Annotated in this window: 24 protein-coding genes; 10 read left to right on the top strand and 14 right to left on the bottom strand. The window is 50.3% G+C overall.

The features are described from left to right. Positions 1-75: 75 nt before the first annotated feature. The 6 genes from HLG76_RS06225 to HLG76_RS06200 form a co-directional block, all read right to left on the bottom strand. Positions 76-1479, bottom strand: a complete 1404-nt coding sequence (locus HLG76_RS06225) for an aspartate aminotransferase family protein (protein ID WP_175993291.1) — start codon at positions 1477-1479, stop codon at positions 76-78. A 32-nt stretch (positions 1480-1511) separates the two neighbouring features. Next, entirely contained in the window at positions 1512-3071 is a 1560-nt protein-coding gene (locus HLG76_RS06220; RefSeq protein WP_175993290.1) for an NAD-dependent succinate-semialdehyde dehydrogenase, read from the bottom strand. 153 nt (positions 3072-3224) lie between these two features. Continuing rightward, positions 3225-3713 carry an Lrp/AsnC family transcriptional regulator gene (locus HLG76_RS06215; protein WP_021023429.1) on the bottom strand — a complete coding sequence of 163 codons (489 nt, stop codon included), beginning with the start codon at positions 3711-3713 and terminating at the stop codon, positions 3225-3227. Positions 3714-3723: 10 nt separating this feature from the next. After that, a complete protein-coding gene (gene doeB, locus HLG76_RS06210) occupies positions 3724-4719 on the bottom strand; it encodes a N(2)-acetyl-L-2,4-diaminobutanoate deacetylase DoeB (RefSeq protein WP_021023430.1) in 996 nt (331 codons plus the stop codon). 177 nt (positions 4720-4896) lie between these two features. Then, a complete protein-coding gene (locus HLG76_RS06205; protein WP_021023431.1) occupies positions 4897-6084 on the bottom strand; it encodes a M24 family metallopeptidase in 1188 nt (395 codons plus the stop codon). Positions 6085-6538: 454 nt separating this feature from the next. Further along, positions 6539-7081: a copper resistance protein NlpE gene (locus tag HLG76_RS06200; RefSeq protein WP_077576749.1), complete on the bottom strand. Its 543-nt coding sequence runs from the start codon at positions 7079-7081 to the stop codon at positions 6539-6541. A gap of 273 nt (positions 7082-7354) precedes the next feature. Here HLG76_RS06200 and HLG76_RS06195 point away from each other — a divergent pair, with 273 nt between their 5' ends. The 6 genes from HLG76_RS06195 to HLG76_RS06170 all read left to right on the top strand — a co-directional run bounded on the left by HLG76_RS06195 (position 7355) and on the right by HLG76_RS06170 (position 12633). Then, the gene (locus HLG76_RS06195) at positions 7355-8041 is read left to right on the top strand and encodes a type 1 glutamine amidotransferase domain-containing protein (RefSeq protein ID WP_077460678.1); all 687 of its coding nucleotides are present in this window, start codon (positions 7355-7357) and stop codon (positions 8039-8041) included. 129 nt (positions 8042-8170) lie between these two features. Next, a complete protein-coding gene (locus HLG76_RS06190) occupies positions 8171-8764 on the top strand; it encodes a response regulator transcription factor (RefSeq protein WP_175993289.1) in 594 nt (197 codons plus the stop codon). 76 nt (positions 8765-8840) lie between these two features. Further along, positions 8841-10130: a HAMP domain-containing sensor histidine kinase gene (locus HLG76_RS06185; protein ID WP_175993288.1), complete on the top strand. Its 1290-nt coding sequence runs from the start codon at positions 8841-8843 to the stop codon at positions 10128-10130. Positions 10131-10205: 75 nt separating this feature from the next. Then, entirely contained in the window at positions 10206-10964 is a 759-nt protein-coding gene (locus tag HLG76_RS06180; protein WP_175993287.1) for a MipA/OmpV family protein, read from the top strand. Positions 10965-10991: 27 nt separating this feature from the next. Further along, entirely contained in the window at positions 10992-12089 is a 1098-nt protein-coding gene (locus tag HLG76_RS06175; protein WP_175993286.1) for a S9 family peptidase, read from the top strand. 64 nt (positions 12090-12153) lie between these two features. Beyond that, positions 12154-12633, top strand: coding sequence for a YaiI/YqxD family protein (locus HLG76_RS06170; protein WP_077460683.1), 480 nt, complete (start codon positions 12154-12156; stop codon positions 12631-12633). A gap of 55 nt (positions 12634-12688) precedes the next feature. Here HLG76_RS06170 and HLG76_RS06165 read toward each other — a convergent pair whose 3' ends face one another. Continuing rightward, the gene (locus tag HLG76_RS06165) at positions 12689-13591 is read right to left on the bottom strand and encodes a LysR family transcriptional regulator (RefSeq protein WP_175993285.1); all 903 of its coding nucleotides are present in this window, start codon (positions 13589-13591) and stop codon (positions 12689-12691) included. 168 nt (positions 13592-13759) lie between these two features. On the opposite strand from HLG76_RS06165, the gene HLG76_RS06160 reads away from it, so the two are divergent. Together HLG76_RS06160 and HLG76_RS06155 are read left to right on the top strand one after the other, a co-directional pair. After that, positions 13760-14629 carry an MBL fold metallo-hydrolase gene (locus tag HLG76_RS06160; protein WP_077660831.1) on the top strand — a complete coding sequence of 290 codons (870 nt, stop codon included), beginning with the start codon at positions 13760-13762 and terminating at the stop codon, positions 14627-14629. Beyond that, positions 14623-15249: a DsbA family protein gene (locus tag HLG76_RS06155; RefSeq protein WP_175993284.1), complete on the top strand. Its 627-nt coding sequence runs from the start codon at positions 14623-14625 to the stop codon at positions 15247-15249. The genes HLG76_RS06160 and HLG76_RS06155 overlap by 7 nt, the downstream gene beginning before the upstream one ends. A gap of 67 nt (positions 15250-15316) precedes the next feature. Here the strand turns inward: HLG76_RS06155 and HLG76_RS06150 are convergent, their stop codons facing one another. The 3 genes from HLG76_RS06150 to HLG76_RS06140 all read right to left on the bottom strand — a co-directional run bounded on the left by HLG76_RS06150 (position 15317) and on the right by HLG76_RS06140 (position 18226). After that, entirely contained in the window at positions 15317-16480 is a 1164-nt protein-coding gene (locus HLG76_RS06150; protein WP_175993283.1) for a DEAD/DEAH box helicase, read from the bottom strand. A gap of 130 nt (positions 16481-16610) precedes the next feature. Beyond that, entirely contained in the window at positions 16611-16811 is a 201-nt protein-coding gene (locus HLG76_RS06145) for a hypothetical protein (RefSeq protein WP_021023438.1), read from the bottom strand. A 113-nt stretch (positions 16812-16924) separates the two neighbouring features. Continuing rightward, positions 16925-18226 (bottom strand): nitrate/nitrite transporter, encoded by a 1302-nt coding sequence (locus HLG76_RS06140; protein WP_175993282.1) that lies wholly within the window; start codon positions 18224-18226, stop codon positions 16925-16927. Positions 18227-18470: 244 nt separating this feature from the next. Here HLG76_RS06140 and HLG76_RS06135 point away from each other — a divergent pair, with 244 nt between their 5' ends. Then, positions 18471-19658 (top strand): NnrS family protein, encoded by a 1188-nt coding sequence (locus HLG76_RS06135; protein WP_175993281.1) that lies wholly within the window; start codon positions 18471-18473, stop codon positions 19656-19658. Between the two features lie 107 nt (positions 19659-19765). Here HLG76_RS06135 and HLG76_RS06130 read toward each other — a convergent pair whose 3' ends face one another. The 4 genes from HLG76_RS06130 to cysP are packed head-to-tail and all read right to left on the bottom strand — an operon-like array spanning position 19766 to position 23716. Then, positions 19766-20893, bottom strand: coding sequence for a sulfate/molybdate ABC transporter ATP-binding protein (locus HLG76_RS06130; RefSeq protein ID WP_077669829.1), 1128 nt, complete (start codon positions 20891-20893; stop codon positions 19766-19768). 4 nt (positions 20894-20897) lie between these two features. After that, positions 20898-21806: a sulfate ABC transporter permease subunit CysW gene (gene cysW, locus HLG76_RS06125; RefSeq protein WP_175993280.1), complete on the bottom strand. Its 909-nt coding sequence runs from the start codon at positions 21804-21806 to the stop codon at positions 20898-20900. A gap of 10 nt (positions 21807-21816) precedes the next feature. Further along, entirely contained in the window at positions 21817-22653 is an 837-nt protein-coding gene (cysT, locus tag HLG76_RS06120; protein WP_108742907.1) for a sulfate ABC transporter permease subunit CysT, read from the bottom strand. Between the two features lie 58 nt (positions 22654-22711). After that, entirely contained in the window at positions 22712-23716 is a 1005-nt protein-coding gene (gene cysP, locus HLG76_RS06115) for a thiosulfate ABC transporter substrate-binding protein CysP (protein WP_175993279.1), read from the bottom strand. Positions 23717-23942: 226 nt separating this feature from the next. On the opposite strand from cysP, the gene cysM reads away from it, so the two are divergent. Beyond that, on the top strand, positions 23943-24833 hold the full coding sequence (cysM, locus tag HLG76_RS06110; RefSeq protein ID WP_077661454.1) for a cysteine synthase CysM: 891 nt from the start codon (positions 23943-23945) through the stop codon (positions 24831-24833). Positions 24834-24985: the final 152 nt, after the last annotated feature.

Here is a 24985-nt window from a genome sequence, read left to right as displayed (position 1 = left end):
TGGCGTTATACATAGCTTAAAGAAAAAGCGCCGAATGTCGGCGCTTTTTTTATATCTGGCCTTCCTCGGGAGGTGCTATTTAGGTTGCCATTGCCCGCTGGTGACCAGTTTATCCATTACCTTATCGACCGCCACTTTGGCTTTTGCGACGATATCGTCCACTTCATTGGGCGTCACCACCAGTGGGGGCGCAAAGCCGAGAATATCGCCATGTGGCATCGCACGCGCAATTAGCCCTTGCTCTAAACACGCAGCCGCCACTTGTGGCCCCACTTTTAGGCTGGGATCAAAGTGACTGCGATGGGCGCGGTCAGGCGAGAACTCCAGCGCATGCAGTAACCCCACTCCGCGGCTATCGCCAATTAATGGGTGATCGGCAAAGGCGGCTTTCATTTTCATTTGCAGATATTCGCCCGTGGTTGCGGCGTTCTGAGTCAGATTCTCGCGTTCAATGATATCAAGATTACACAGTGCTGCCGCGGCGCCCAATGGATGCCCAGAGTAGGTATAGCCATGACCAATGGCGCCCCACGTATCGGTACCATCTTCAAGCACCTCCCAGACGCGATGCCCGATCATTACCCCAGACAGTGGCTGATACGCGGACGTCAGCCCTTTGGCGACTGTGATCAGATCAGGTTTCATGTCGTAATAAATCGAGCCAAAATCACTGCCAATTCGGCCAAAGCCACACACCACTTCATCGGCAATCAATAACACATCGTACTTATCGAGCACCTTGCGAATGGCCGCCCAATAGCCTTCTGGTGGTGGCACGATACCGCCTGTCCCGAGTACAGGTTCGGCAATCATGGCGGCGACGGTATCGGGGCCTTCAGCCAAGATCATTTTTTCCAGTTCATCCGCGCAGTGTTGTGCGAACTCTGGCTCTGTCATGCCACTGTCTTCACGGCGATAGTAGTAGGGCGCCATCGTGTGTTTGATGCGTTCAATCGGTAAATCAAAGTGCGCATGGAACAAAGGCAGGCCGGTTAGTGAGCCGGACGCCACACTAGAGCCATGGTAGCCCCGGTCGCGTGAGATAATTTTCTTTTTCTCGGGTTTACCGCGGGCGTTATTGTAATACCAAACAATTTTAAGCTGGGTTTCATTGGCATCACTCCCCGACATACCGTAGTACACCTTACTCATGCCAGGCGCCATGTTGATTAAGCGGTCTGATAAGGTCACCAAAGCCTCATTGGTGTGGCCAACATAGGTATGATAGTAGGCGAGCTTTTTCGCTTGCTCGTAGATGGCTTCTGCCATTTCTTCACGGCCATAGCCGATATTCACGCAATACAAGCCCGCGAAGCCGTCAATCAGCTCAATGCCTTCAGAATCGGTGATCCGGATCCCTTTACCTGACGCGATCACTCGGCCAGGCATTTCGCCATGCGCGTACTGCTTGAGGTGCGTAGAGGGATGGAACACGGTATTTCTGTCTTTTTCTAGCAACGCTTTTGTTTCTGGACGCATGATCAGTCTCCTTATCCGTCAGCAAACCCTTGTTAACTGCCGCTTACCGTGGGCAGGCCACCTAAACAGTAGTATTTGATTTCACTAAATTCGTCGATGCCGTAACGGCTTCCTTCTCGGCCTAAGCCCGACTGCTTGACGCCACCAAATGGAATCGGGTGGCCGGTCATTTTCACTGAATTGACACTGACCATCCCGACTTCTAAGCCGCGCAGACAGCGCCAAATATCTCGAATATCATGGCCATACACATAGGCTGATAAGCCATATTCGGTATCGTTGCCCATGGCGATGGCTTCGTCTAAGTCATCGTAGGCAATCACAGCAGCGACGGGACAGAAAGTTTCTTCTTGATAGACCAACATCTCCGGCGTCACCTTGGTGATAAGCGTAGGCGCAAAGAAGTTCTCACCCAGGTTGGGATTTAATTTGCCGCCCATCACAGTTGCCCCTTTGGCAATGGCATCATCGACGAGCGATTGCGCTTTCTCGACCGCACGGCGTGAAATTAATGGGCCAATGTCTGTGCTTGGCAATAGACCATTGCCTACTTCAAGTTCATCCATCAGTGCGGCAAAGGCATCGACGAATGCTTGATGTTTGTCATGTGGCACTAAAATTTTATTCGCCGCCAGGCAATCTTGGCCTGACGTTTGGAATTTTGCATCGATAGCGGCGCGCGCGGCTTGTTGAATATCCATATCAGGCAGCACGATAAAAGGTGCATTTCCCCCAAGCTCCATGGCGCATTTTTTTACGGTTTGGGCGCTTTGTTCTAGCAGTAGCCGGCCAACACGGGTAGAGCCGGTAAAGCTGAGCGCTTTGACTTTTTCACTTTGACACAATTGTGCTGAGACCATGGGAGGATCGCCTAAAATGACATTAAACACGCCGGCAGGGATCCCCGCACGCTCAGCAAGCTCGGCTAATGCGAGTGCAGAGAAGGGCGTTTCTTCTGCGGGTTTAACTATCACGCTGCAGCCAATGGCGAGTGCGGCAGCGGCTTTGCGCGTGATCATGGCATTGGGAAAATTCCATGGCGTGATCAAGGCGGCCACGCCAATAGGTTCACGTAATGTCGCTAGGTGCGCATTGGGAATGTGGCTAGGCATGGTGTCGCCATATACCCGCTTAGCCTCTTCAGCAAACCAGTGAATGAATGAGGCCCCGTACTCCACCTCGCCCTCGGCATCGCGCAAGGTTTTGCCTTGTTCGAGCACCATGAGGTGAGCAAGATCGTGTTGATTTTCCATGATCAGATCGTGCCACCGCATTAGCCGTTTTGCCCGTGTCTCAGCTGACTCGGCGCGCCACAGGTGAAAAGCCGCTTCGGCATCATCAATGGTTTGGTTCACTTGTGCGGCACTCAAGGCAGCGGTGTAGCCCAACACTTCGCCGGTTGCGGGGTTTAAAATTGGCGTATCGGACTCGCCATTGACCCATTTGCCATTGCAATACGCCAGTTGCCGAAATAAGCGCTGATCGTCAAGATACGCGAGCACATCGGCGCTTGCTTTACCGGTCGCATCGTGACGTAGTGTATTGGCCGCTGATCCTGTGTAGTGAAGATCACGTGATTGGAATATGGTCATACTCCCTCCTCTGACAAAATCGCCACGCTGCCTATCAGCGTTTGCTTACTCTTACTGTATGCAACTTATCGAAAAGAGGTTTTTTGTTAGATGACGATAAAACGGTGTTTTTTTCTGAACCCTACCTTTTACCGAATAAAATTTTCTGCAGGCTTATCCATTCGCGGCGGTGTCAGGAGCCTCGAGCGGGAGCGTGAGGGCGGGACGTTTCACTTGTTTGGTGACGATATAGGTGTAGTACTGTTTAATACCAAGATCATCAGTAAGCCACCGGTCAATCAAGCGTTGATAGTAGTCGATATCGGTGACGCCAAGCCGAACGATATAGTCAATCCCGCCGCCTGTGGCCCAGCATTCTTTGACATCGTCACAAGCTTGCATGGCGCGCTCAAAGCGTTGAAAGCTCTGCACATCATGTTGGCCGAGGGTGATTTCAACTAATACGGTATTGAGCTTGATCACGGCATCAGGGTTAATACGCGCGCCGTAGCCTTCAATGACGCCCGCTTGCTCGAGCCGTTTTACTCTTTCCCAACAAGGGCTTACGGATAGGTTGATGGCGTGCGCGAGGTTCGACTTGGTGATGCGCCCATCTTGCTGCAGTATGTGTAGGATTTTGATGTCAAATTTGTCGAGCTTCATCTCACCTCCGTCATACAGGTTCGGCAATGACTGCAAAGGTATCACCGATATAAATCCGCCCGAGATGGCGTTTGGCCAGTAAAATGCCATCGCGTTCGGCATAGTAGGGAACGGGTTCGGTGCCAGTACGCTCGATATTATGCACTTTACCAATCAAATCCCCTTGCTTGATGGTATCGCCCAAGTGTACACAGAACTCAATAATGCCGGCATGCTCACTTTGTACATAGCAGTGTTTATCGGGTAGTTCGAGCTTGACGGGCGTAGCCGGTGGATGGCGATAGTCGTCTTGTAAAATACCTGAAAACACTAAAAAATTATGAATGCCGCGTTGGGTAATCGCGATCGATTCAGGTGTACTGGTGCCGCCGCCACCCAGCTCGGTGGTAACAAACACTTTGCCTTGTTGCTCGACGGCAGTGTCATACATGCTGGTGGCGTCCATTTCGGTGGTTTGCACTTGATACGGCGCGCCAAACAGGCGAGCCCCCTCGGCACAGGCATCGGCTTGTTGCAGGTTTTCTAACCGATGTGAGGCAGCATAGGGAATAAGATCTAAGGTTTTACCGCCTGAGTGAATATCTAAGGCGGTATCACATTGCGGGATCAAATAACGGGTAAAATAGTCCGCAATTTGCTCGGTGACACTGCCGGTCGGGGAGCCTGGGAAGGCACGGTTCATGTTGCCTTGGTCCCAAGGTGAGGTGCGTGTGCCTGCTGTTACCGCAGGGGCATTCATCATGGGTAAAATAATCACCCGACCTTTAATGTTGCTTGGTATAAGCTGATGGCATGTATTGAGTAATGCCGTAATACCTTCATACTCATCCCCGTGGTTGCCGCCAGTGAGCAACGCGGTTTTACCTTCACCATTTTTAATCACGGTAATGGGAATCGTCACACAGCCCCAAGCGGATTGATCGTGGGAATGGGGCAGTTTGAGAAATCCATGTTGTACACCGTCCGCGTGAAAATCGACTGTGGCTTCAATGGCTGTTGGCTCCATAACTGCTCCTTGCTATAACCGTTCTCACTCTCGCTGCAGTCTTGGACGTGGCGACCGCTTTTGGTATGTATTGACGTTTTTCACCGTTGGCGGCCTAGGTGCCAAGCCTATAAGAGTGATTTTAAATCATGATGTTATGAGTGTAGCACCTATCCACGAAACGCCAGTGTTTTACAACTAATGTTTTACAAATAGCTGCCGTGGCAAGTCACACAAGGTTTGTGCCCCTTCTTGAGTGATAATGATGCTCTCGGTCGTTTCTATCCCCCAATCTTTCATCCAAAGCCCAGGCATGAAGTGGAAGGTCATGCCTTCGCGCAGGATCGTTTGATCGCTCGGGCGCAAGCTCATGGTGCGCTCGCCCCAGTCAGGGGGATAACTTAGCCCGATAGGGTAGCCACAGCGCGCCCCTTCACGATCGAACCCGTACCGCAATAGCGCGTCGTTAAGGGCATTGGCAATGTCGCCACAGGTATTACCCGGTTTGGCAACCGCGAGACCAGCTTCAAGTCCTGCTTGTAGCGCTTCATCGGCGCGTTTGAACTCATCGCCAGGTTCACCCAAAAAGATGGTGCGTGACAACGGGCAGTGATAGCGACGATGCACGCCAGCGATTTCAAAAAATGTCCCCTCACCACGCTTAAATGGGCGGTCATCCCAGGTTAAGTGAGGCGCTGCCGCATCGCCGCCAGATGGCAACATAGGCACAATGGCGGCGTAATCGCCAAAGTGACCATCATGACCGACGACCGCGTGTTTATTGATTTCGGCTACCAATAAATGTTTGGGCAAGCCGGGTTCTATCATCTCAAAGGCCACGCGGTGCATATTCTCCACAATACGTGCAGCGGTGTGCATATACGTGAGTTCTTGATTAGATTTGACCGCGCGACACCAGTTAACTAGCCCGGTGGTGTCCACCAGGGTTGCCATCGGTAGATTTTCTTTGAGAGATTCGAACGCGGTGGCACTGAAGTAATAATTATCTTTTTCTACCCCAATCCGGCCGCGATCCCAGTAGTTTTCTGCCAGGACATAATTGCAAAGGTACTCCATAGGGTGGAGCGGTGGATTCATGACATAGTGGTCAGGGTAATAGGTGATGCATTCAGCGCTCATATAAACAGTCCGCAGCGCACCATTGGCGTCTTGGATACGACCAAACCATAACGGATCGCCGGTCGAACCAATCACGACACACTGGGGCACATAAAAAGACCAGCCATCATAGCCTGTCAGCCACGCCATATTCGATGGATCGTGTACCAGCAAGGTATCGATATCGTTCTCTTCCATGGCATAGCGGACCTTGGCTAAACGGGCGCTGTATTCTTCGTATGAAAACTTCAATACAACGTCGCTCATACGCTGACTCCTGTTCAATCCCACGACGGTGGTGCTTATAAAACGTACTACTGACCGGTAATCGAACTTGGTTCAAGCACGATTACCGGTGCAGAAAGGTGCCGTTTTTCGGTCACGTTATCGAACAAACGGAGAAGGCTTTCGTTTGGTGCGCAGTCCTAATCTAGGTAGTGTCAGGTTGCCGCGTCCAGCTCTCTTATATGAGCTTTTACCACCAACCGGATAAGATTTTGTTTCGCCTCTATTTAAGTGTTAAACCATAGAGTGAAATATCGTCAAGTTTTATTGGCAACAAATTTGTCACTTAAAGTGACAAATTGTGCGAACAGTGGGGGAGAAAAGAGAGTGAATCGCGGCATTAAGATAGAAAAAACAGCGAGAGCGCGTCATTCTAGGGCTAAAGGAGAAAAAATACGCCCTACCGCTTGTTGTGAGCGATAAGGCGCTCGACGCATTACTGCTTTTTCAATTTGTACATATCAGCGAGATCGCCGTTGATGGTCTCGCCATTCATGTCTTGCATAATAACTTGGTTTTCGGCCACGAAGAATTGATTCGGGCTATCAGTTAAGCCTTCAAGAACCACAACGCTGCCTGTTTGATCCCAGGAAAAAGAACCTTCTTCCTTGAATGCTTCTCCCTGTTTACCCAAGTAAGTTTTGCTAAGAACGTAGGTATTGTCTTGGTTAAGCGTCAGTGTGGTATCAATACCTTCACAATCGGCGCAAGGGATCACGCCTTGGTAGGTACCATCCCAGTCCAACGAGGTTTTGGCGTTGTGGTGATCGGCCATTTCATAAACCGTATCCTCAGCGTTGTCGATAGCCGTTTCCGCACTGTCTAATGCTTGTTCGGTGCCTTCTTTTACTGCAGTTTGGGCGTTTTCTACGCTAGATTCGACTTGCGACTTTCCCTCTTGAGGGTCGTTTGTTTGTTGTTCACAGCCAACTAAAACGGCGACGAGTGCGAGAGGGGCGAGTAGGTATGTTTTTTTCATGTTGACCTCATTGTATCGATGTTAAGTCTGAAACGGTGCGGGCGATGGCCTGCAATGGATGAGACTATTGTAGGCAATGCGCAGGTTAGGCTGTCATTCCTGAGCTAGTATTAGGTCAGCGTTAGACTAGGAAAGTAAATAAACCGTCAATTGATTGTATTGATCTAAGCGGGTACCCATTACGTTTACCTCTTTGGCCTGTTAGTCTAGCTAATGACAATACAGAGTAAATGAATGAAATATCATCCAAACGCGTGACAAGAAGGAGCGATGATGCAACAACATAAAATTTTGATGGTGCTAACATCCCACGATGCCATGGGCGATACGGGTCACCAGACAGGCTTTTGGCTTGAAGAGTTCACGACCCCTTATTACGCGTTTAAAGATGCCGGCGCAAGCATTGTTGTCGCCAGTCCCAAAGGCGGCAAGGCACCGATTGATCCGAATAGCGAGGCGGAAGATGCGCAGGCTGATTCAACACGTCGTTTTGACGGGGACGCTGAGCTACAAGACATGGTTAATAATACCGTCAAGCTAAGTGATATTAATGCTTACGAATATGACGCCATTTTCTATCCCGGCGGCCATGGTCCATTGTGGGACTTGGCGGAAGATCCAACCTCGCGTCAATTGATCGAAACCTTCTATTACCAGGGCAAACCTGTCGGTGCGGTGTGTCATGGCCCGGCTGTGTTCCGCCATACTCGTTCAGATCGCGACGAGCCGTTAGTAAAGGGCAAGCGAGTCACCGGCTTTACCAACGGTGAAGAGGCCGCGGTTGGCTTAACCGAGGTCGTTCCTTTCTTAGTGGAAGATATGCTCAAAGAAAACGGTGGTATGTACGAAAAAGCGGATGATTTTACCTCATTTGTGGTCACCGATGGCAACCTAGTCACTGGGCAAAACCCAGTATCGTCTGAAGCGTGCGTCAATGCGGTATTGGCGTTGTTAAAGTAAGTCATATGATAGTCTTTCGATGAAAGCGCCTGCGGGCGCTTTTTTTGTATCGGGAGACATTAAGAGGGGTGTTTTTTATCCAATGAATTCGTGTAGATTAAAAACGACACGGAGAGAAGAGCACGCCGCATGAAAATACTCATCGTTGAAGATGACCACGATCTTAGCCTCGCGATTTCAGAATATTTAGAGCTGCATCATATCGACTGTGATTTTGCCTATAACGGCGAAACGGGTATTCAGCTTGCCAGCCAGCAGACGTTTGATTGTGTGATTCTCGATAACATGCTGCCTAAAACACAGGGTATGGCGGTTTGTCGTGAGCTGCGTGAGCAGGGCGTTGATACCCCGGTGTTAATGCTGACCGCGTGCGGCGCGGACACTGACCAGCTTGAGGGTTTTCGTGCTGGTGTGGATGACTATGTGGTCAAACCTTGCACCATGCCCTTGTTGCTCGCACGTTTACAAGCCTTGCATCGGCGTCATCACCCGGTGCGAGAATGTATTACCATTGCCGATCTGACGATTTATCCCAAAGAGCATATCGCGTCGCGCGGTGACACGCCGCTTAAACTGACCCCTATCGGTTGGAACATTCTGTTGCTACTCGCGCGCCGCTCACCCACTGTGGTGTCCAGAAGCGATATTGAAGAGGCGATTTGGGCCAGCGAGGATGTCCGGCAAGGGACCATTAACGTGCATCTTCACCATTGCGCAAAGTAGTTGATAAGCCCTTTACAAAAACGCTGATCCACACCCATGTCGGCATTGGTTTGTCCCTTTCCGAGGCTCCGCCTGTATGAGCCAACGTCCTGTTCGAAGCCTCGCGGCACAATCGCGCCGCCAGCTTGTGTTGATGGCGGTGGCGATCTTTATCGGGTTATTGGCGCTTGTCACCGTGTTTAGTTTTTATCAAATCAGTCAGGCAGGCAAAAACTACATGCGGCTCGATGCTATCAAACTAGAGCAAAAGCTGACCGCCGATCCTAACTATCTATTACCCCAAAGCGACACTGTCAGTGCGTATCGAGATTGGCAGTCTATCCCAAAATCGGTGCGTGATTTGTTTTCCTCAGAGCCGATACAACCCGATGATCCGATTGAAATTCAGCGCATTAATTCTAGTGGAGCGCATGAGTATGGTTATTTGTTGTACTCCGACCAGCATCTATCGCAAGGATTATACCTAGTCGAATTTGAAGCGGCAGAAAAAATCGAAGCATTAGCCGCCATGATTGTCGAGCGCTCTTTGGCCGATGCCAGCGTGTTAATTGCCGCTTTTATGCTGGTGCTTGTCACCGTGATTGGGCTGTTGTTCAACAACGCATTAAAGCCACTGAAAGAGTTGGTGGCATGGTCAGCGCGGGTAAAAACACACCCGGATCAAGATATCGATGTGCGCTTTTCGGTACGTGAAGTTAACCAAATCGCCGACCACTTGATGGCCTCGTTGCAACAGGTGCGTGAGTATAACCAACGGGAGCAGCAGTTTTTAAAGCATGCCAGCCATGAACTGCGCACGCCCTTGGCGATCATGCAGGCATCCTTGGATACTTTGTCGCTGCGTATCGATAACAAGGATGCCAGTTATCCGGCATTGCAGCGTGCCTCGCGTGCCAACGTTAATATGATGGCGCTGTCTGAATCACTGCTTTGGCTAGCACGGCAACATCCGGATAAGGTTCGTCAATCAAAGGTCGACCTAGGATCGCTTTGCGCAACCCTCGTGGATGAGCTGGCATATCTTGCAGCGCATAAGCCAGTGACTGTCCATATCGATAATCACAGTGATCCTATTTGTATCGAGAGGGAATTGTTTCGTATTGCGAGTACCAACCTGATTCGCAATGCGCTCACCTACAGTGCGCCCGGCGAGATTGAGATTAAGGTCACCAATGGGCAGTTTTCGATTGCCAACCCTATTGATTCAGGCGTGGACGAGAATCAGATCGGATTTGGCCTAGGTCTACAGCTTGTTGAACGCATTGCCGGACAGCTTAACTGGCATTTTGAATTTCAGTGCGACGCTCAGGTGGCGAGGGCGCTGATCAATTGGGAAGCGGCGCACAATTTGAGGGAGCGAGCTTAAGGTTTTCTTAATACTGGTTGTTTCAAGATAAGGGCGAACTCTCAGTTACTATTTCGCCATTATGGAGAACAGCCGGTGAACCCATTTGTCACGCTTATCTGTTTACTTTTAACCTTGATGCCTTGGGTAGGACACGCGCAAACCGACAGTATGTCTGGGGATAATTATCTGACCGTCGGTCTGGTCGGCTATACCGAGCCGTCGATTTATAAAGATGGTGAAGATGACCAAGACATTGAGTTGGTGGTTGAGGCGCAATGGGAGGGGATTTTTTATCGTAACGATACCCTAGGTGTGTATCTCGCCGAGGGCGACAGCTGGTATGTGTCGGCGGGTGTGGGCGACGATGTGTTTGGCGACCATACCCGCGGTGACAGTAAAACCCTCAAGGATATGAAAAGCCTTGATAAGGTGTATACCGCTAATTTAACCACAGGCTGGATAACATCGGTGGGCTACTTTGAGCTGGGCTATCATCATGATATCTCGAACAACCATAATAGCGGCGCGGTAGTGGCCCGCTATGGCGCGCCGATGGAGCAAGGCCAGTGGGTGCTTGACCCTCAAGTGTCACTGACTTGTGTGGGTCGCGCGGTGAGTCGTTATTATGTCGGCGTGTCAGCGCAAGATACCAAAGCTGGCCGACCTACTTACCAACCTGATCAAACCTGCAAATTCCAATCCGACCTCAATCTCTATTACACGCTTGGCCGCGCGCATCATCTGTTGTTGGGGGTGAGCTATCGCCACTATGGCGATGAAGTATCAGACAGCCCGATTGTTGATAGAGATGATCTTTGGTCGTTCAATACCGGCTATTTATACACCTTTTAGCGGCAATTGGGTGGAGGGAGAAAGGGGATGAAGTGGCTAAAGCGAGGCTTGATAGCATTGATGCTGATAGGCGTTTTTGTGGTGATAGCCATGGATGATCCAAACGCGGGGCTGTATCGTCAAGCCATTCAGTTTAACGCAGGCGATAATCAGCTCACGGGTGAGTTAATTTTACCTGAAAGTACTGAAACACCGCATCAGTGTGTGGTGTTTGTGCATGGCTCAGGTGATGTGCCGATCGATGCGTTTGGTTATTACCTGCCACTTTGGCGAGTGTTAGCGGCGAATGGGTGGTGTGCAATGTCTTGGCATAAACCGGGCGTGGGGGATTCCAGCGGAGATTGGCGGTCGCAATCGATGCAAGATCGCGCCGATGAAGTCGCGGCGGCGATTCGCTATTTGCGCCAAACTTTGGGGCTAAAGGATGGCAAGCTGGGGTTAATGGGCTTTAGCCAAGCCGGTTGGGTGATCCCTAAGGTAGCGCACCAAGTGGAAGATATCGACTTTTTGATCAGCGTCGGCGGGGCAGTCAACTGGATGGCGCAATCCGAGTATTCTGGACGCCAACGACGATTAGCCACTGGATACAGTGAGTCAGAGAGTGCGACTGAGCAAGCCGCGGAGGCGAAAGTGGATGCTTTGATCCAATCCGACGCGTCGTATCAACAGTACCTAGACCACGTAAACCCGGATGAGAACGCCCCCATGAGCGAGGCCTTTTGGCAATTTGTACAACTTAATTGGGCCTCGGATGTGACCAATGATTTAATCGATCTCGACGTGCCCATGTTAGCGTTATTTGGTGCGCAGGATGCTTATGTCGATTCGGATAAGACCGCTTCAACCTATCATCAACGGCTTGCTAACGCGCCGCTGCCTTTTTATCACGTGCGTGTGTTTGAACATGCCGATCACAGCCTACTGCGCACCGACAATATCGCCAACGCGCACAGTGAGCGTCACCGCTGGTTAACACTGGCCCGAATTTGGTGGCAAGGCGATGCAGCGTTTGCAGATGGCGTGATGCCATGCTTAACGGCTTGGCTGGCTCAGTTTGAGAGTGGGCAACCAAGACCGACAACTATCTGCGTGCCCGAGCTAAACACGAATACGACGCCGGGCTAACGTTTCAATTTGTGGTGAATTGCGGTTTAATGCGGGCATTGACGCAAAAGCTAAGAGAGCCAGCATGCAAATATGGGTAGATGCGGACGCTTGTCCGGTCGCGATGCGCGAGATGATTGTTCGTGCGGCACACCGAACGCACATTCAAGCCACCTTTGTAGCCAACCAATTTATTCGTTTGCCGCCGTCGCCCTATGCCAGCGCACGTCAGGTAGAAAAGGGCTTTGATGTGGCGGACAACCAAATTGTTGCCGATGCCGTCGCCGGGGATTTGGTGATCACCCAAGATATTCCCTTAGCGGATGAAGTGATTGAAAAGGGCGTGACGGTGATTAACACCCGCGGTGAATTGCTGACCAAAGAAAACATCCGCGCCCGGCTTAATATCCGAGACTTTATGGAAACCATGCGCAGTAGCGGCGTGCACACAGGCGGGCCCGCACCGCTTGGCCCGCAGCAAAAACAAGCCTTTGCCAACCAACTTGATAAATGGCTGGTTAAAGCTCAGCGTTATCATGCTGCGCAGGCAAAATCGTCTGATTAAGCCGGCGCGCTTATTCTCTTACTAAATAGCTTTTCTCACTTAACTTTTCTGCTGGCTAAATAGCAACCGGTGCCCACTTGCTATCTGCGAAGTGGGCAATCAGCGCATCCAGCAACGCACGCACCGCCGGTGGTTGGTTGCGACGTGACGGGTACAAGGCGTAGATATCCATCGCTTTGGGTTGCCAATCGGGGAGCACGACTTCCAGCTGACCTCGCGCAATGGCACTGTGAGCCAAATACACTGGCTGCATGCTCACCCCCATCCCCTGAATGGCGGCACTGAGTAAGGTGGTCGCCTCGTTGGCAGACAGCTTACCTTGTACCTCAACAGCGGCGTGTTCCTCACCTTTGTCTAAATGCCAAATTGGCCGATCAAATTGTTTGTAACTGAGACAGCTATGCGCGGTGAGATCGTCTGGTGAGCGGATTGGTGTATGGGCGGCTAAATAATCCGGTGCCGCCACCAAGACGGAATCACACGCGGCGATCGGGCGACCAATTAAGGAAGGGTCGGGGTTGGACGCAATGCGGATGGCAATATCAATCCGTTCCGCAATCAAATCGACCGCTTTATCTTGCACCTCAATATCCACATCGACGCCGGGATGAGCGGCCATAAAGGGCTTTACCGCGGGGATTAATTGCGCAAAACCAAACGACATACTGGTCGCCACCCGCACTTTGCCAGTTAAGCCCGCCTCTTGCTGCCATTGCTGTGTCAGGACATTGGCTTGCTCAACCCATTGTTCCAGTTGTGGCAAGCTTTGTTCGCCGGCGGAGGTTAACGATACTTTGCGCGTAGTGCGCTGTAATAAGCGCACGCCTAACCAGTCTTCCAGCGCTTCGACATGGCGAGTCACCATGGGGCGCGACATCTCAAGACGCTCGGCAGTGGCGGTAAAACTTTGCGTAAGGCCAACATCAATCAATACGCGAGCGGCAGTCAGTGTGTCCATGTCAATCTCATCTATGCTTAAGAGCTAGCCGTTCGTAACACGGTACGATCAGTTTATATGCTCGAATTATGAAATAATGATGTAAATTATTAGCTATATATTCGAACAAGTCGAGCCCGTAAACTGCGCAGCATCTCAACACCGAATGCAAAACAACGGAGCACGACGATGAAATTGATAAAAACCCTAGCCGCCTCTTTATTACTGACCGGTAGCGCAATGGCAGCAAATAATGCTGAACCCTTGAACCTAGACGTGTATAACGCGGATGGTAATAGCTTCCACGTAAACTCAACCTTGGTGTACGGCGAAACCGAAGCCATGGTGGTTGATACTGGCTTTACTAAAGCAGATGCGCTTCGCATTGCCGCCAAAGTACTGGACTCCGGCAAAGCGCTGACCACCATCTTTATCAGCCAAGCCGACCCTGATTACTACTTTGGTGCGGAAGTGCTGCACGGCATGTTCCCTGACGCAAGAGTGATCACCACACCGGCTGTGCGCGCCACCATTGCAGAAAAACTAGACGGAAAAATGGCATTTTGGACCCCAAAAATGGGTGACAATGCCCCGCAAAATCCCGTGGTGCCCGCAGCTTATACCCGTTCATCATTGACACTGGACGGCCGTAAGATTGAAATTCGCGGCGCGAAAGGCGAGTTGGCTCACCGTCCGTATCTTTGGATCCCAGCCAACAAGGCGATCCTGGGTAACGTCGCCGTGTATGGCAATGTTCACCTGTGGATGGCAGACGCACAATCTGATCACGCACGTGAAGGTTGGGCCGCACAACTACAAGAAATGGCAGCACTGAAACCTGAAATGGTGATCCCAGGCCATATGAAAGCAGGCACGGCACTAAACGCTGACACTATTACCTTTGCCCAGCAGTATTTGCAAGACTTTGCCGAGGCGAAAGCCAACAGCAAAGACAGTGCTGAGCTGATTAAAACCATGCAAGCGAAATATCCGAAAGCGGGTTTGCCGATGGCTTTGGAAATTGGTGCGAAAGTGCACATGGGAGAGATGGAATGGTAAACGTCCACTATATATTTGACCCAATGTGTGGCTGGTGCTTCGGCGCCGCCACCTTGATTGAAAGCCTGAGTAACAACCCTGAGATTAACTTGCAGCTTCATCCAGGTGGTATGCGTGAGCGTGCGCCGATTGAAGACAGCTTTCGTCAACACATTTTGAGGGCAGATCAAACCATTGCCGATCAAACCGGACAGACATTTGGTCAAGCCTATCTTGACCGCGTAGCAAGCGACCAGCCGGTAATTTTGGACTCCTTTATTACCGCGCAAGCTATTCTCGCTGCTCAGCAGCTTGATAGTCAGGGCGCAGAGATGCTGAAACGCATCCAGCGTGGCCATTATCAGCAAGGTCGCTCCGTCTATGATGCTGACACGCTCGCAGAGCTTGCCAGTGAGATGAGGATAGAGGCAGAGGCTTGGCAACAGGCGATGAATCGCGCCGAAAATGACGTGATGCCCGCGGTGAATCAAACCCGTCAATTGATGGCAGCGCATGGCTTGCGCGGTTTTCCATCCATGCTGGTGGAGCAAAACGGCCAATGGCAAGCCATCACAGTGAGCCAGTACTATCGGCGCCCAGACGCTTGGCAGGTACTCTGGCAAACGCTAACTCAGACATAAAGCAAACAAACGAAAACGGCGAGCACCAGGCTCGCCGTTTTTATTGCAATCATTGTATGCGTACCAATTATTTGGGTGCAGTCAGCGGCACCGGCTTTTTGGGCTCAAAGCCTTCGATGATGCGACGTTCAAGTGGGTGCCCGAGACGTGCTTCAATCATGCGCAAGTTTTTGGTGTTGTCTTTTGATACCAATGAAATTGCTTCGCCTTGAGCACTGGCACGGCCGGTACGGCCAATCCGGTGTACGTACTCGTCGGCCGGGAAGGGTAGATCGTAATTGACCACGCGCTCAAGCGACTCAATGTCAATACCACGAGCGGCGACACCGGTGGCAATTAAAAATTGGATGTCACCGTTTTTAAAGTCTTCTAGCAATTGGGTCCGCACGGCTTGGCTGCGTCCACTGTGAAACGCTTCAGCGGCAATGCCCCGTTTTTCCAACTGGGTAGCGAGTTTGGCGGCGCCGTGTTTGGTTTCGATAAAAATCAACGCTTGCGTCCAGCCATTCTCTTTAATTAAATGGCTAAGTAGTGCGGATTTCTTATCTTTATCGACTGGAATACACCACTGAGTAATGTTCTCTTTCGAGGCATCTCGTGCGGCAATGCTAATTTCTTTGCCTTCATCGCCAATGGTAGCTTTAGCTAGATCGCGCACTTTATTAGACAGCGTGGCCGAAAACAGTAAGCACTGCGTGCTTGCCGGCAATCGATCTAGAATATTCTGAATCGCATCAATAAAGCCCATATCGAGCATACGATCGGCTTCATCCAGCACCAGCACTTCTACTTCATCTAGATAGACGGCACGTTGGCTGAGTAAATCGCGCAGGCGCCCTGGCGTGGCGACCAAAATGTCGACGCCGTCGATCAAGGCTTGCTTTTGTGCTTGCTCGTCCATGCCGCCAACCATCGCTAAGGTTTTAAGCGCGGTAAACTGCGTATCTTGGCGGGCGCTTTCGGCGACTTGCAAGGCCAACTCTCTTGTTGGAGCAATCACCAATGCGCGAGCGCGCTTTTTGCGTCCCGCTTCACCGGCACACAACTTATCGATAATGGGCCAGATAAAACTTGAGGTTTTCCCGGTACCTGTTTGCGCAGCGGCAATCAGATCATGGCCTTGTTGGATGATCGGAATGGCTTTGGCTTGAATTGGCGTGGGGATGGTATAGCCGCGTTGGGCAATGGCTTGGCAAAGCGGGGCGCTTAACCCCAGTTTTTTAAATGGCATGGCAAACTCAACAAACAATGAACGCGCGCCCACCCATAAAAAGGGTGGAGACACTGAATGGCGTGGAGTCTAGCACGAACCCCACATCCACACGACGTAAAATCTGCTGGTGTCCTGAGTGCAGTCTGTTTTAAGCCGCGTACTTTCTCAGCTCATGCGGGTAAATACGCATGCCGTTTAATGTATTCTCATACACAGCTTGCTCTCGGAGATAAGACCAAGCATGGGCTTCTGTCCCTGTTTGCGCCGCTAACCGGTCGATAACAGCATCAATGTGTCGACCTGCATAGTCTTTGTGAGGGGTAAACAGTTCCTTAATGGCTGATAACATAACACGCTCCTTATGTGTAACTAAATTACATATCAGTATGTACAAAGCATAGTTTGTGTTTGAATTGTGATCAAGTTTAAACTTTATATCTGTACTAAATAACATTTTTGTAATTAGTTTTCATCTATCCGCTCTGCTTCGGCTGTTTTGGTCTTTTCTTCTATTTCTATCCCGCGATAGGGCTCGCCCTCATCATCATGCAGTTGGTGGTCATACGCCGCTTGTAGACCGGTGTCCTCGATCACTTCTTCATCCCATTCCTGTTCGAGCTGGCGAGGATAGAGTGGGGAGATAATGGCAACCACAATACTGATTGACGCAAACAATGAAAAAGCATTCGCGTAACCTGTTTGCTCTATTAATAAGCCTAAAACGGGTGATCCAACCGCCTGGCCAAGTGATACGGCTAAAAACGGCAATACTGGCCCCAGTGACAGACGACCAGGAAGAAGGCGGATCCCTGTCATCAAGTACAATCCGGTTAAACTCATGTAGGCTAGGCCAAAGACTAATGCCGAAAATACGGTTAACAATAGGTTATTAGGGCTCGCTGCAATCAGTGCCATACTCGCGGCTAGCATCATTAACATTAACGAGTGGGTAATGGGTGGATTGTTGCGATCGGCTAGATCAGCGGCTATCGCGCCGCCGAGACCGGCAAGACCTGCGGCAAACCATAACCACCCGGTTGCATCGGCAGGAAGCTCTCCCAGTGTGATGACCAAATCCGGTGCGAAAATCCAATACGCAGCAGAGACAAATCCCATTGCAAATGCAAAGAGTGATAAGCGAAGAAGTCGGGCCCATTGCAATCGGCTGATCGGGGGCGCAGGGGCAGCATCGGTTGGCGTCACAGGTGAGACAGAAGGGAGCATTCGCCACGCCGCTAAAACGCCGATCCCCGCAATGACTGCAAAAGATAAATAGGCCATACGCCAGGCCGACTCAAGCATCAAAACCACAGGTACAGCAACGACGACACCAATACTGGTACCCGCATTCATGACTGAGCTTACGCGACCATGAAGAGCACGGTTTACCATTGCCTGCATGGCTGCGGTGAGGGCTGGCATCATTAAGCCCGTACAAATACCGCAAAAAACGACCCCAATACCGAGTGAAAACGCGCCCGACGCTTGACTAATTACTCCTAACCCGACGGTGCCAAAAAGGCCGGAGATAATCGCCGTAATTCTTGCACCCATCCTATCGGCGATGAGAGAGGCAATGACAGTGGCAAAAATAAAGCTGATAAGCGGTAAGGCACTAATCATACCTATCTGCGCTGGGCGAAGCCCTAAGTCATCGCGAATGGGTGGCACGAAGAGGCCAAACGCAAAACGAGCTAGGCCATAGCTTATGGCGATAAGCGCGGCACCGAGAACCGCAAACTTTGTGCTAGATGGGTTGGTCATGGGCCTCCTTAAGCTGTATCTGTACCGCTTAAATATTGCGCGGGTAGGTGATGAGCAAATTGTTGTGGTTATCACCGGTGACGTCCAGCCCTTTGGTTTACTTATGTGTAGCTTGGTCGATAAACCATCAAAATAACCCTACTTTTTGTAGCACATTAAATTGTTTTAGACTTGTTTGACATCAATTGAGAAGCATTCTTTTGTGCTAGGGTGAGAAACTGATTGACTCACGGAGTGCTTGGTTATGTTGTTAAACGTTACGGATAAACAAAAAGAGGATCGGATCCCACCCCTATTTCGACTTGGTTTTCGGCCGTTTTTTCTCTTTGGAGCGCTCTATTCGTGCATTGTCATTACCGTTTGGGCAGGGCTTTATACTGATCCTAACCTTTTTTCGCTGAGCGTACCCTCCCTGTGGTGGCACGCTCATGAGATGCTGTTTGGCTTTTCGATGGCAATTGTCGGTGGGTTCTTAATGACGGCGGTGCAAAACTGGACGGGTGTGCCCGGAACCCGAGGACTGAAGCTTTTCGCCATTTTTTCATTATGGCTGTTGGCGCGGTTGAGCTTCTGGGTGGATGTCCCGATTTGGGCGAGCCTTGTACTTGATACCCTGTTTATGGCCTGCGTGGCATGGTCGTTGGGTTATCGCGTGGTAGTGACTAAACGTCAGCGCAATTACCTATTTATTCCTATTTTAGCGGTGGCGGCCTTACTTAACGCATTGTCTTACGGCGTACAGCTAGGGGAAGTCTCACTACCTATTAATCAAGTTTGGCACAGTACCTTGTTGTGGTTCATGCTGCTTATTAGCGTAATGGGTGGCCGTGTGATCCCGTTTTTTACGGAGAAGAAGTTGGGTATACAGGTGTCCAGCACACCTGTGTGGCTAGAGCGAGCGATTATCGCTCTGTTTGTGCTATTGATTGGCGTCACTTTGGTGTCCGGCACTGATAACATAGTCGCGCGTGGGTTGCTGCTCACAGCGGGTATTGCTCAATGTGTTCGGCTCTATCGCTGGCAAGGCTGGAAAGCATACAAGGTGCCGATGCTGTTTTCGCTTCATCTATTTTATGTCTTTTTACCACTTGGATTGATATTAAAAGCGTTGGTGATGAACCCTTGGGCATCAAACCTCATTTGGCATCTTTTTGCGATAGGCACTTTAGGTGGGGTGATCCTGGCCATGATTGCACGAGTCACGCTTGGGCATACTGGGCGTAATGTTTATCAGGGCCCCGCTGTTTCTTGGTTGTTTTATGCTCTGTTGATTTCAGCATTAGTGCGTGTGTTTGGCATGTGGTTTTGGCCAGTTTATACCCTAGAGCTGGTCGCTGCATCAGCACTGCTTTGGACGATAAGCTATGGCTGGTTTGCGGTACGATTTGGCCCCATGCTGAGTCAAGCACGCGCGGATGGTGCGGCGGGGTAGAACTCACCCAGTTATATGCTAAGCGATAACTAGCAGGTGTTTGGGTGATGACACCTGCTGTCTTTTTTCGTTGATAAGGATAGGGTCAACGCCACATAAAATGTTATTTAAATATCATAGACCAAGCTATCTGCCGCCAAGAATGGCCATTGTAAGCGGTGGGGGGCTGTATCGTCATGGTTAAAGAAATAACCAATATGTGGCATGGCATAAACGGTATCGCCCTTTTGATACGATGCGGCTTGCCAAGCATGATGAGTTAGGGTGGCCTCCCACAATTGATCACTTTCCCAACCTTGTGGTGCCAGTGATACGCGTACCTCGGCGCCGACAGGGTTGACTGATACCACGCGCATGGGCAGCGATACCTGGCTGTTCGGTTTATCGGTGATGGTCAGTTCATGGCTGCGTACATACAAATCGCCGGATTGTTTGGTCTGCGCATTGAGGGCGGGTTCGATAAAGGCGTTACCATTTTTCCATACCCCTTGCTGAAATTGGCCGGAAAAGACATTCACGTTCCCCAAAAAATCAAACACAAATCGACTCTTCGGCGAAGCATACAGATCAACCGGGCTATCGACTTGTTCAATTTGCCCGTTACTCATCACCACCACCCGATCGGATAGCTCCAGCGCTTCATCTTGATCGTGAGTGACGAACACGCTAGTGAATGCCATTTCATCATGTAGGCGTCGTAACCATTGTCGTAGTTCTTTACGTACTTGCGCATCTAATGCCCCAAACGGTTCATCCAAAAGTAAAATTTCTGGTTGCGTCGCGAGTGCACGTGCCAGAGCGATACGTTGTTTTTGTCCGCCCGATAATTGTTCGGGATAACGCTGGCGAAGATGACCAAGCTGGACCACCTCGAGCAGCTCGTTAACTCGTTGAGTGATGGCGGCCGCTGAAGGGCGCTCGCGCCGCGGCATGACTTGTAAGCCGAACGCAATGTTTTCAGCGACTGTCATGTGTTTAAACAAAGCGTAGTTTTGAAAGACAAAGCCAACGCGTCGATCGCGAACATGCACCTGGGTGACATCGCGTTCGCCAAAATGGATTTGGCCACTATTGCTGTTTTCTAACCCCGCAATAATCCGCAGTAACGTGGTTTTTCCCGAACCTGATGGTCCAAGTAACCCCATCATTTCACCCTTTTCTATGGTGAGAGATAGCGGCGAAAGTGCCTGAAACTGGCCAAAGTGTTTGGTGATATTGTCTAATTGAATTTGCATTATGTTACTGCTCACTCTGGGTCGTTTGTGGGATAAATTGGGCTGGCGTTGACGCGCTGTGCTCATCAAGCGGCGTTACGTTTGTCTGTGCGCGTTGCTGACGCCATTCCACTAAGGCTTTGAGCGCCAACGTTGCCAATGCCATAAAGGCAAGCAAAGAGGCACAAGCGAATGCGGCTTGGGTTTGATAGTCTTCATACAGAAGCTGCACTTGCAAAGGCAAGGTATTGGTTTGGCCACGAATGCTACCTGACACCACTGCCACCGCGCCAAACTCACCGATGGCACGGGCATTGGTCAAGATCACCCCGTATATCAGGGCCCACTTGATGTTCGGTAAGGTGACGCGTCGAAACAGTTGCCACCAAGACGCCCCTAAAATCACCGCCGCTTCTTCTTCGGCGTGTCCTTGCTGTTGCATCAGCGGAATAAGCTCGCGAGCAACAAAGGGGCAGGTGACAAAAACGGTGACTAATACAATGCCAGGCAGAGCAAACATCACTTGTAAATCATGCTCAAACCACCACGCGCCTAGCCAGCCGTTACTACCGTACAGCAGCAAATAGAGTAGACCAGCGACCACAGGTGATACCGCGAAGGGAATATCAATCAAGGTGGTGACCAGTTTTCGGCCTGGGAACTGAAACCGAGTTACCGCCCATGCGAGCATGACACCAAACACTAAGTTAACCGGCACCGTGATAACGGCAACCAATAGCGTTAACCCAATCGCATGGCGTGTATCGGGGGCAAGAAGGTGCTCAAAATAGGTACCAATACCGTCAGAAAATGCAATAGAAAAAATGCTCAATAAGGGAAGCACCAACACGAGCGCAACCAGTATCAGCATTAAGCCAATCAAACTACGTTTGATCCAAACAGAATCACCGATTCGGGCAGTGTGGGGAGTCATAAAGCTATCCTTAGCGACCGTGAATGCGTTTTAAGTAGCGACCTTGCCATAGGTTGATCGCAAACAGTAACGACAATGATGCCATCAAGATCACTGAAGCAATGGCGCTTGCCGCTGGGAAATTAAACTCTTGCAAACGGACAAAAATCATCAATGAGGTGATCTCGCTGACGTAAGGTGTATTGCCCGCAATAAAAATCACGGCCCCAAATTCGCCAAGACTGCGCGTAAAAGATAAGGCGATACCTACTAATAAAGCGGGTTTGATAGTCGGTAGGATAACGCGCCAAAACACGGCAAAATCGCTTGCGCCTAATAAGGTGCCAGCTTCTTCTTCCTCTTGAGAAATTTCTTCCAGTACGGGCTGTACGGTGCGCACGACAAACGGCAAGCTGGTAAACATCATCGCAATCATAATGCCTATCGGCGTATAAGCCACTTGTATACCGAGGTTCGCGAGCACGCTACCTATCCAGCCATTATCGGCATACAAGGTAGCGAGGGTGACACCGGCGACTGCGGTGGGCAGTGCGAAAGGCAAATCCACCAACGCGTCAATAAAGCGTTTACCCGTAAAATCGTAACGCACCAACACCCAAGCAAAGAGCAGTCCAATCGCACCATTAAATAAGGAAGCGATAAGCGCCGCGCCGGCCGTGACTTTATAACTGGCGACAATACGTGGGTCTGAGATGGCAAACCAATATTCTTGCCAAGTCATTTGACTGGTTTGCATGATTAAACCACTGGCTGGCAGTAGTAAAATCAGGCTAATAAACAATAGCGATACGCCCAGACTGATACCAAACCCTGGGAGTACGCGCTGATGACGCACTCCCCGTGGCATAGATTGGCGTTGATGCGATAACGATGGCATAACGTCTCGATTTAAGTCGTAATAGAAATTAACGGCGCTGGAGCTGGTCTAGCTTTCCGCCACTAGCAAAGTGGGTTTTCATCGCCTTGTCCCAGCTACCTGAAATCTCTTCTACCGTCAGTAATTCAACCTGAGGGAAGCGATCGGCATACTCGTCTGCGACGGCTTGGTGATGAACGCGGTAATTAAAGTTAGCCAGTAAGCGCTGCGCTTTTTCACTGTAAAGATAAGACAAATACTCTGTCGCCAGTTCAGTAGTGCCATTGCGTTTAGCATTTCGCTTTACCACGGCAACAGGGAATTCAGCCAGGATCGAGGTTTTAGGCACAACGATATCGTAATCATCACTGCCATATTGTTGGCGGATGTTATTTACCTCTGATTCGAAAGTGACTAAGACATCGCCAATGCCACGTTCAACAAATGAGGTGGTTGCGCCACGGCCGCCGGTATCAAATACGGCCACATTGGCGAGTAACTGCTTCAAAAACGCATCTTGCTGTTCGGTGTTGTCTTTGCCAAACGTTTTTTGCGCATAACCGAGCGCGGCTAAATAGGTATAGCGCGCATTGCCTGAGGTTTTTGGGTTAGGAAAGACCGATGCGACATCGTCTTTGGCAAGGTCGTCCCAGTTTTCAATATTTTTGGGATTGCCCTTACGCACCAAAAAGGCGGTGGTGGAATAATAGGGCGAGCTGTTATTGGGGAAGTTGTCTTTCCAATTGGCATCGATCAGTTTGCCACGATCGTGCAGTACCTGCACATCAGTGACTTGGTTAAAGGTGACGACATCCGCTTGCAGCCCTTGCATAATTGCGCGCGCTTGCGCCGATGAACCGCCATGGGATTGCTTAATCGTTACGGAGTCGCCGGTTTTTTCTTGCCAGTGCTCTGCGAATAGTGGGTTGTAGTCGGCAAAAAGCTCCCTTGCGATATCATAAGAAGAGTTCAACAGTGTTTGTTCAGCGGCGAATACTTGTGCGCTGCTGGTGGCAAGTAGGGCCGAGAGAGCCAGCGTTTTGAATACCTTCATTGTAATGTTCCTTAATGACCGGTTGATGCTTGTTCAACAAAAGAAGTAGCTATAAGTCACAGAATAAAAGCAATCATTAGGAATAAAAAACAGTTTTACTATAACCATTTTGTATATGTTAGTGACAATTTATCTGCGTGCCAGTGATAAACCCTTGTAACATGGCGTTTATAGACAGTGCCCCACGGCATGACGCCAGTGAAAAAGATAGGCAGAGGTAAGAGACGTGACTGATTTCCCAACGCTTGAAGACTACGTAGGACAAACACCCTTGATACGCTTGCAGCGTCTAGGCGCTGATACGGGGAGTACTGTTTTGGTTAAACTTGAAGGCAATAACCCGGCCGGTTCAGTCAAAGATAGGCCCGCGCTGAACATGATTGTGCAGGCTGAAGCGCGGGGAGATATCCAACCGGGCGATACCTTGATTGAAGCGACCAGTGGCAACACCGGGATAGCGCTGGCAATGGCGGCGGCGATTAAAGGCTATCGCCTGATTTTAATCATGCCTGAAAATGCTACCCAGGAGCGCAAAGATGCGATGCGTGCCTATGGCAGTGAGTTGATTCTCGTCTCTAAAGTGTCGGGTATGGAAGGTGCGCGTGATTTGGCGTTATCCATGCAAGCACAGGGCAAGGGCAAAGTGTTGGATCAGTTCAATAATCCGGATAACTTTCAGGCTCATGTGACCGGTACAGGGCCTGAAATTTGGCAGCAAAGCCAACAAAAAATCACCCACTTTATTGCCAGCATGGGCACCACAGGCACCATTGTGGGCACATCAAAGTACCTAAAAACGCAAAACCCCGCGATAAAAACCATTGGCTTACAGCCGACAGAGGGCAGTGCCATCCCTGGGATCCGGCGCTGGCCGGCTGAGTATTTACCGGGTATTTATACCGATGAGCATATCGATGTGGTGATGGATATTTCTGAGCAAGACGCCAAAGAAACGGCGCGAGCATTAGCGCGAGAAGAGGGGATTTGTGCGGGTGTGAGCTCTGGCGGGGCCGTATATGCGGCACTGCAAGTTGCCAAAGCTGAACCCGGCTCTGTGGTGGTGGCCATTATTTGCGATCGCGGCGATCGCTATTTATCGTCGGGACTGTTTTCTTAACCGTTCTAGCTAAAAGATCTAGGTCGTAATGATGAGAAAAAATTACTTAGTATGAGGGACAATGCAATAAACGGAAAAGTAGATGGTTTTCTAGGCGATTATGAAGTCTTTTAATACAAGCCAGATGGTAATTAACTCTTTGTTATTAATGG

It is taken from the genome of Salinivibrio sp. EAGSL (genome assembly GCF_013366455.1).
Classification (GTDB): domain Bacteria; phylum Pseudomonadota; class Gammaproteobacteria; order Enterobacterales; family Vibrionaceae; genus Salinivibrio; species Salinivibrio costicola.
Note: the sequence above shows the minus strand (reverse complement) of the source record. Positions and strands in the feature narration are given on the sequence as shown.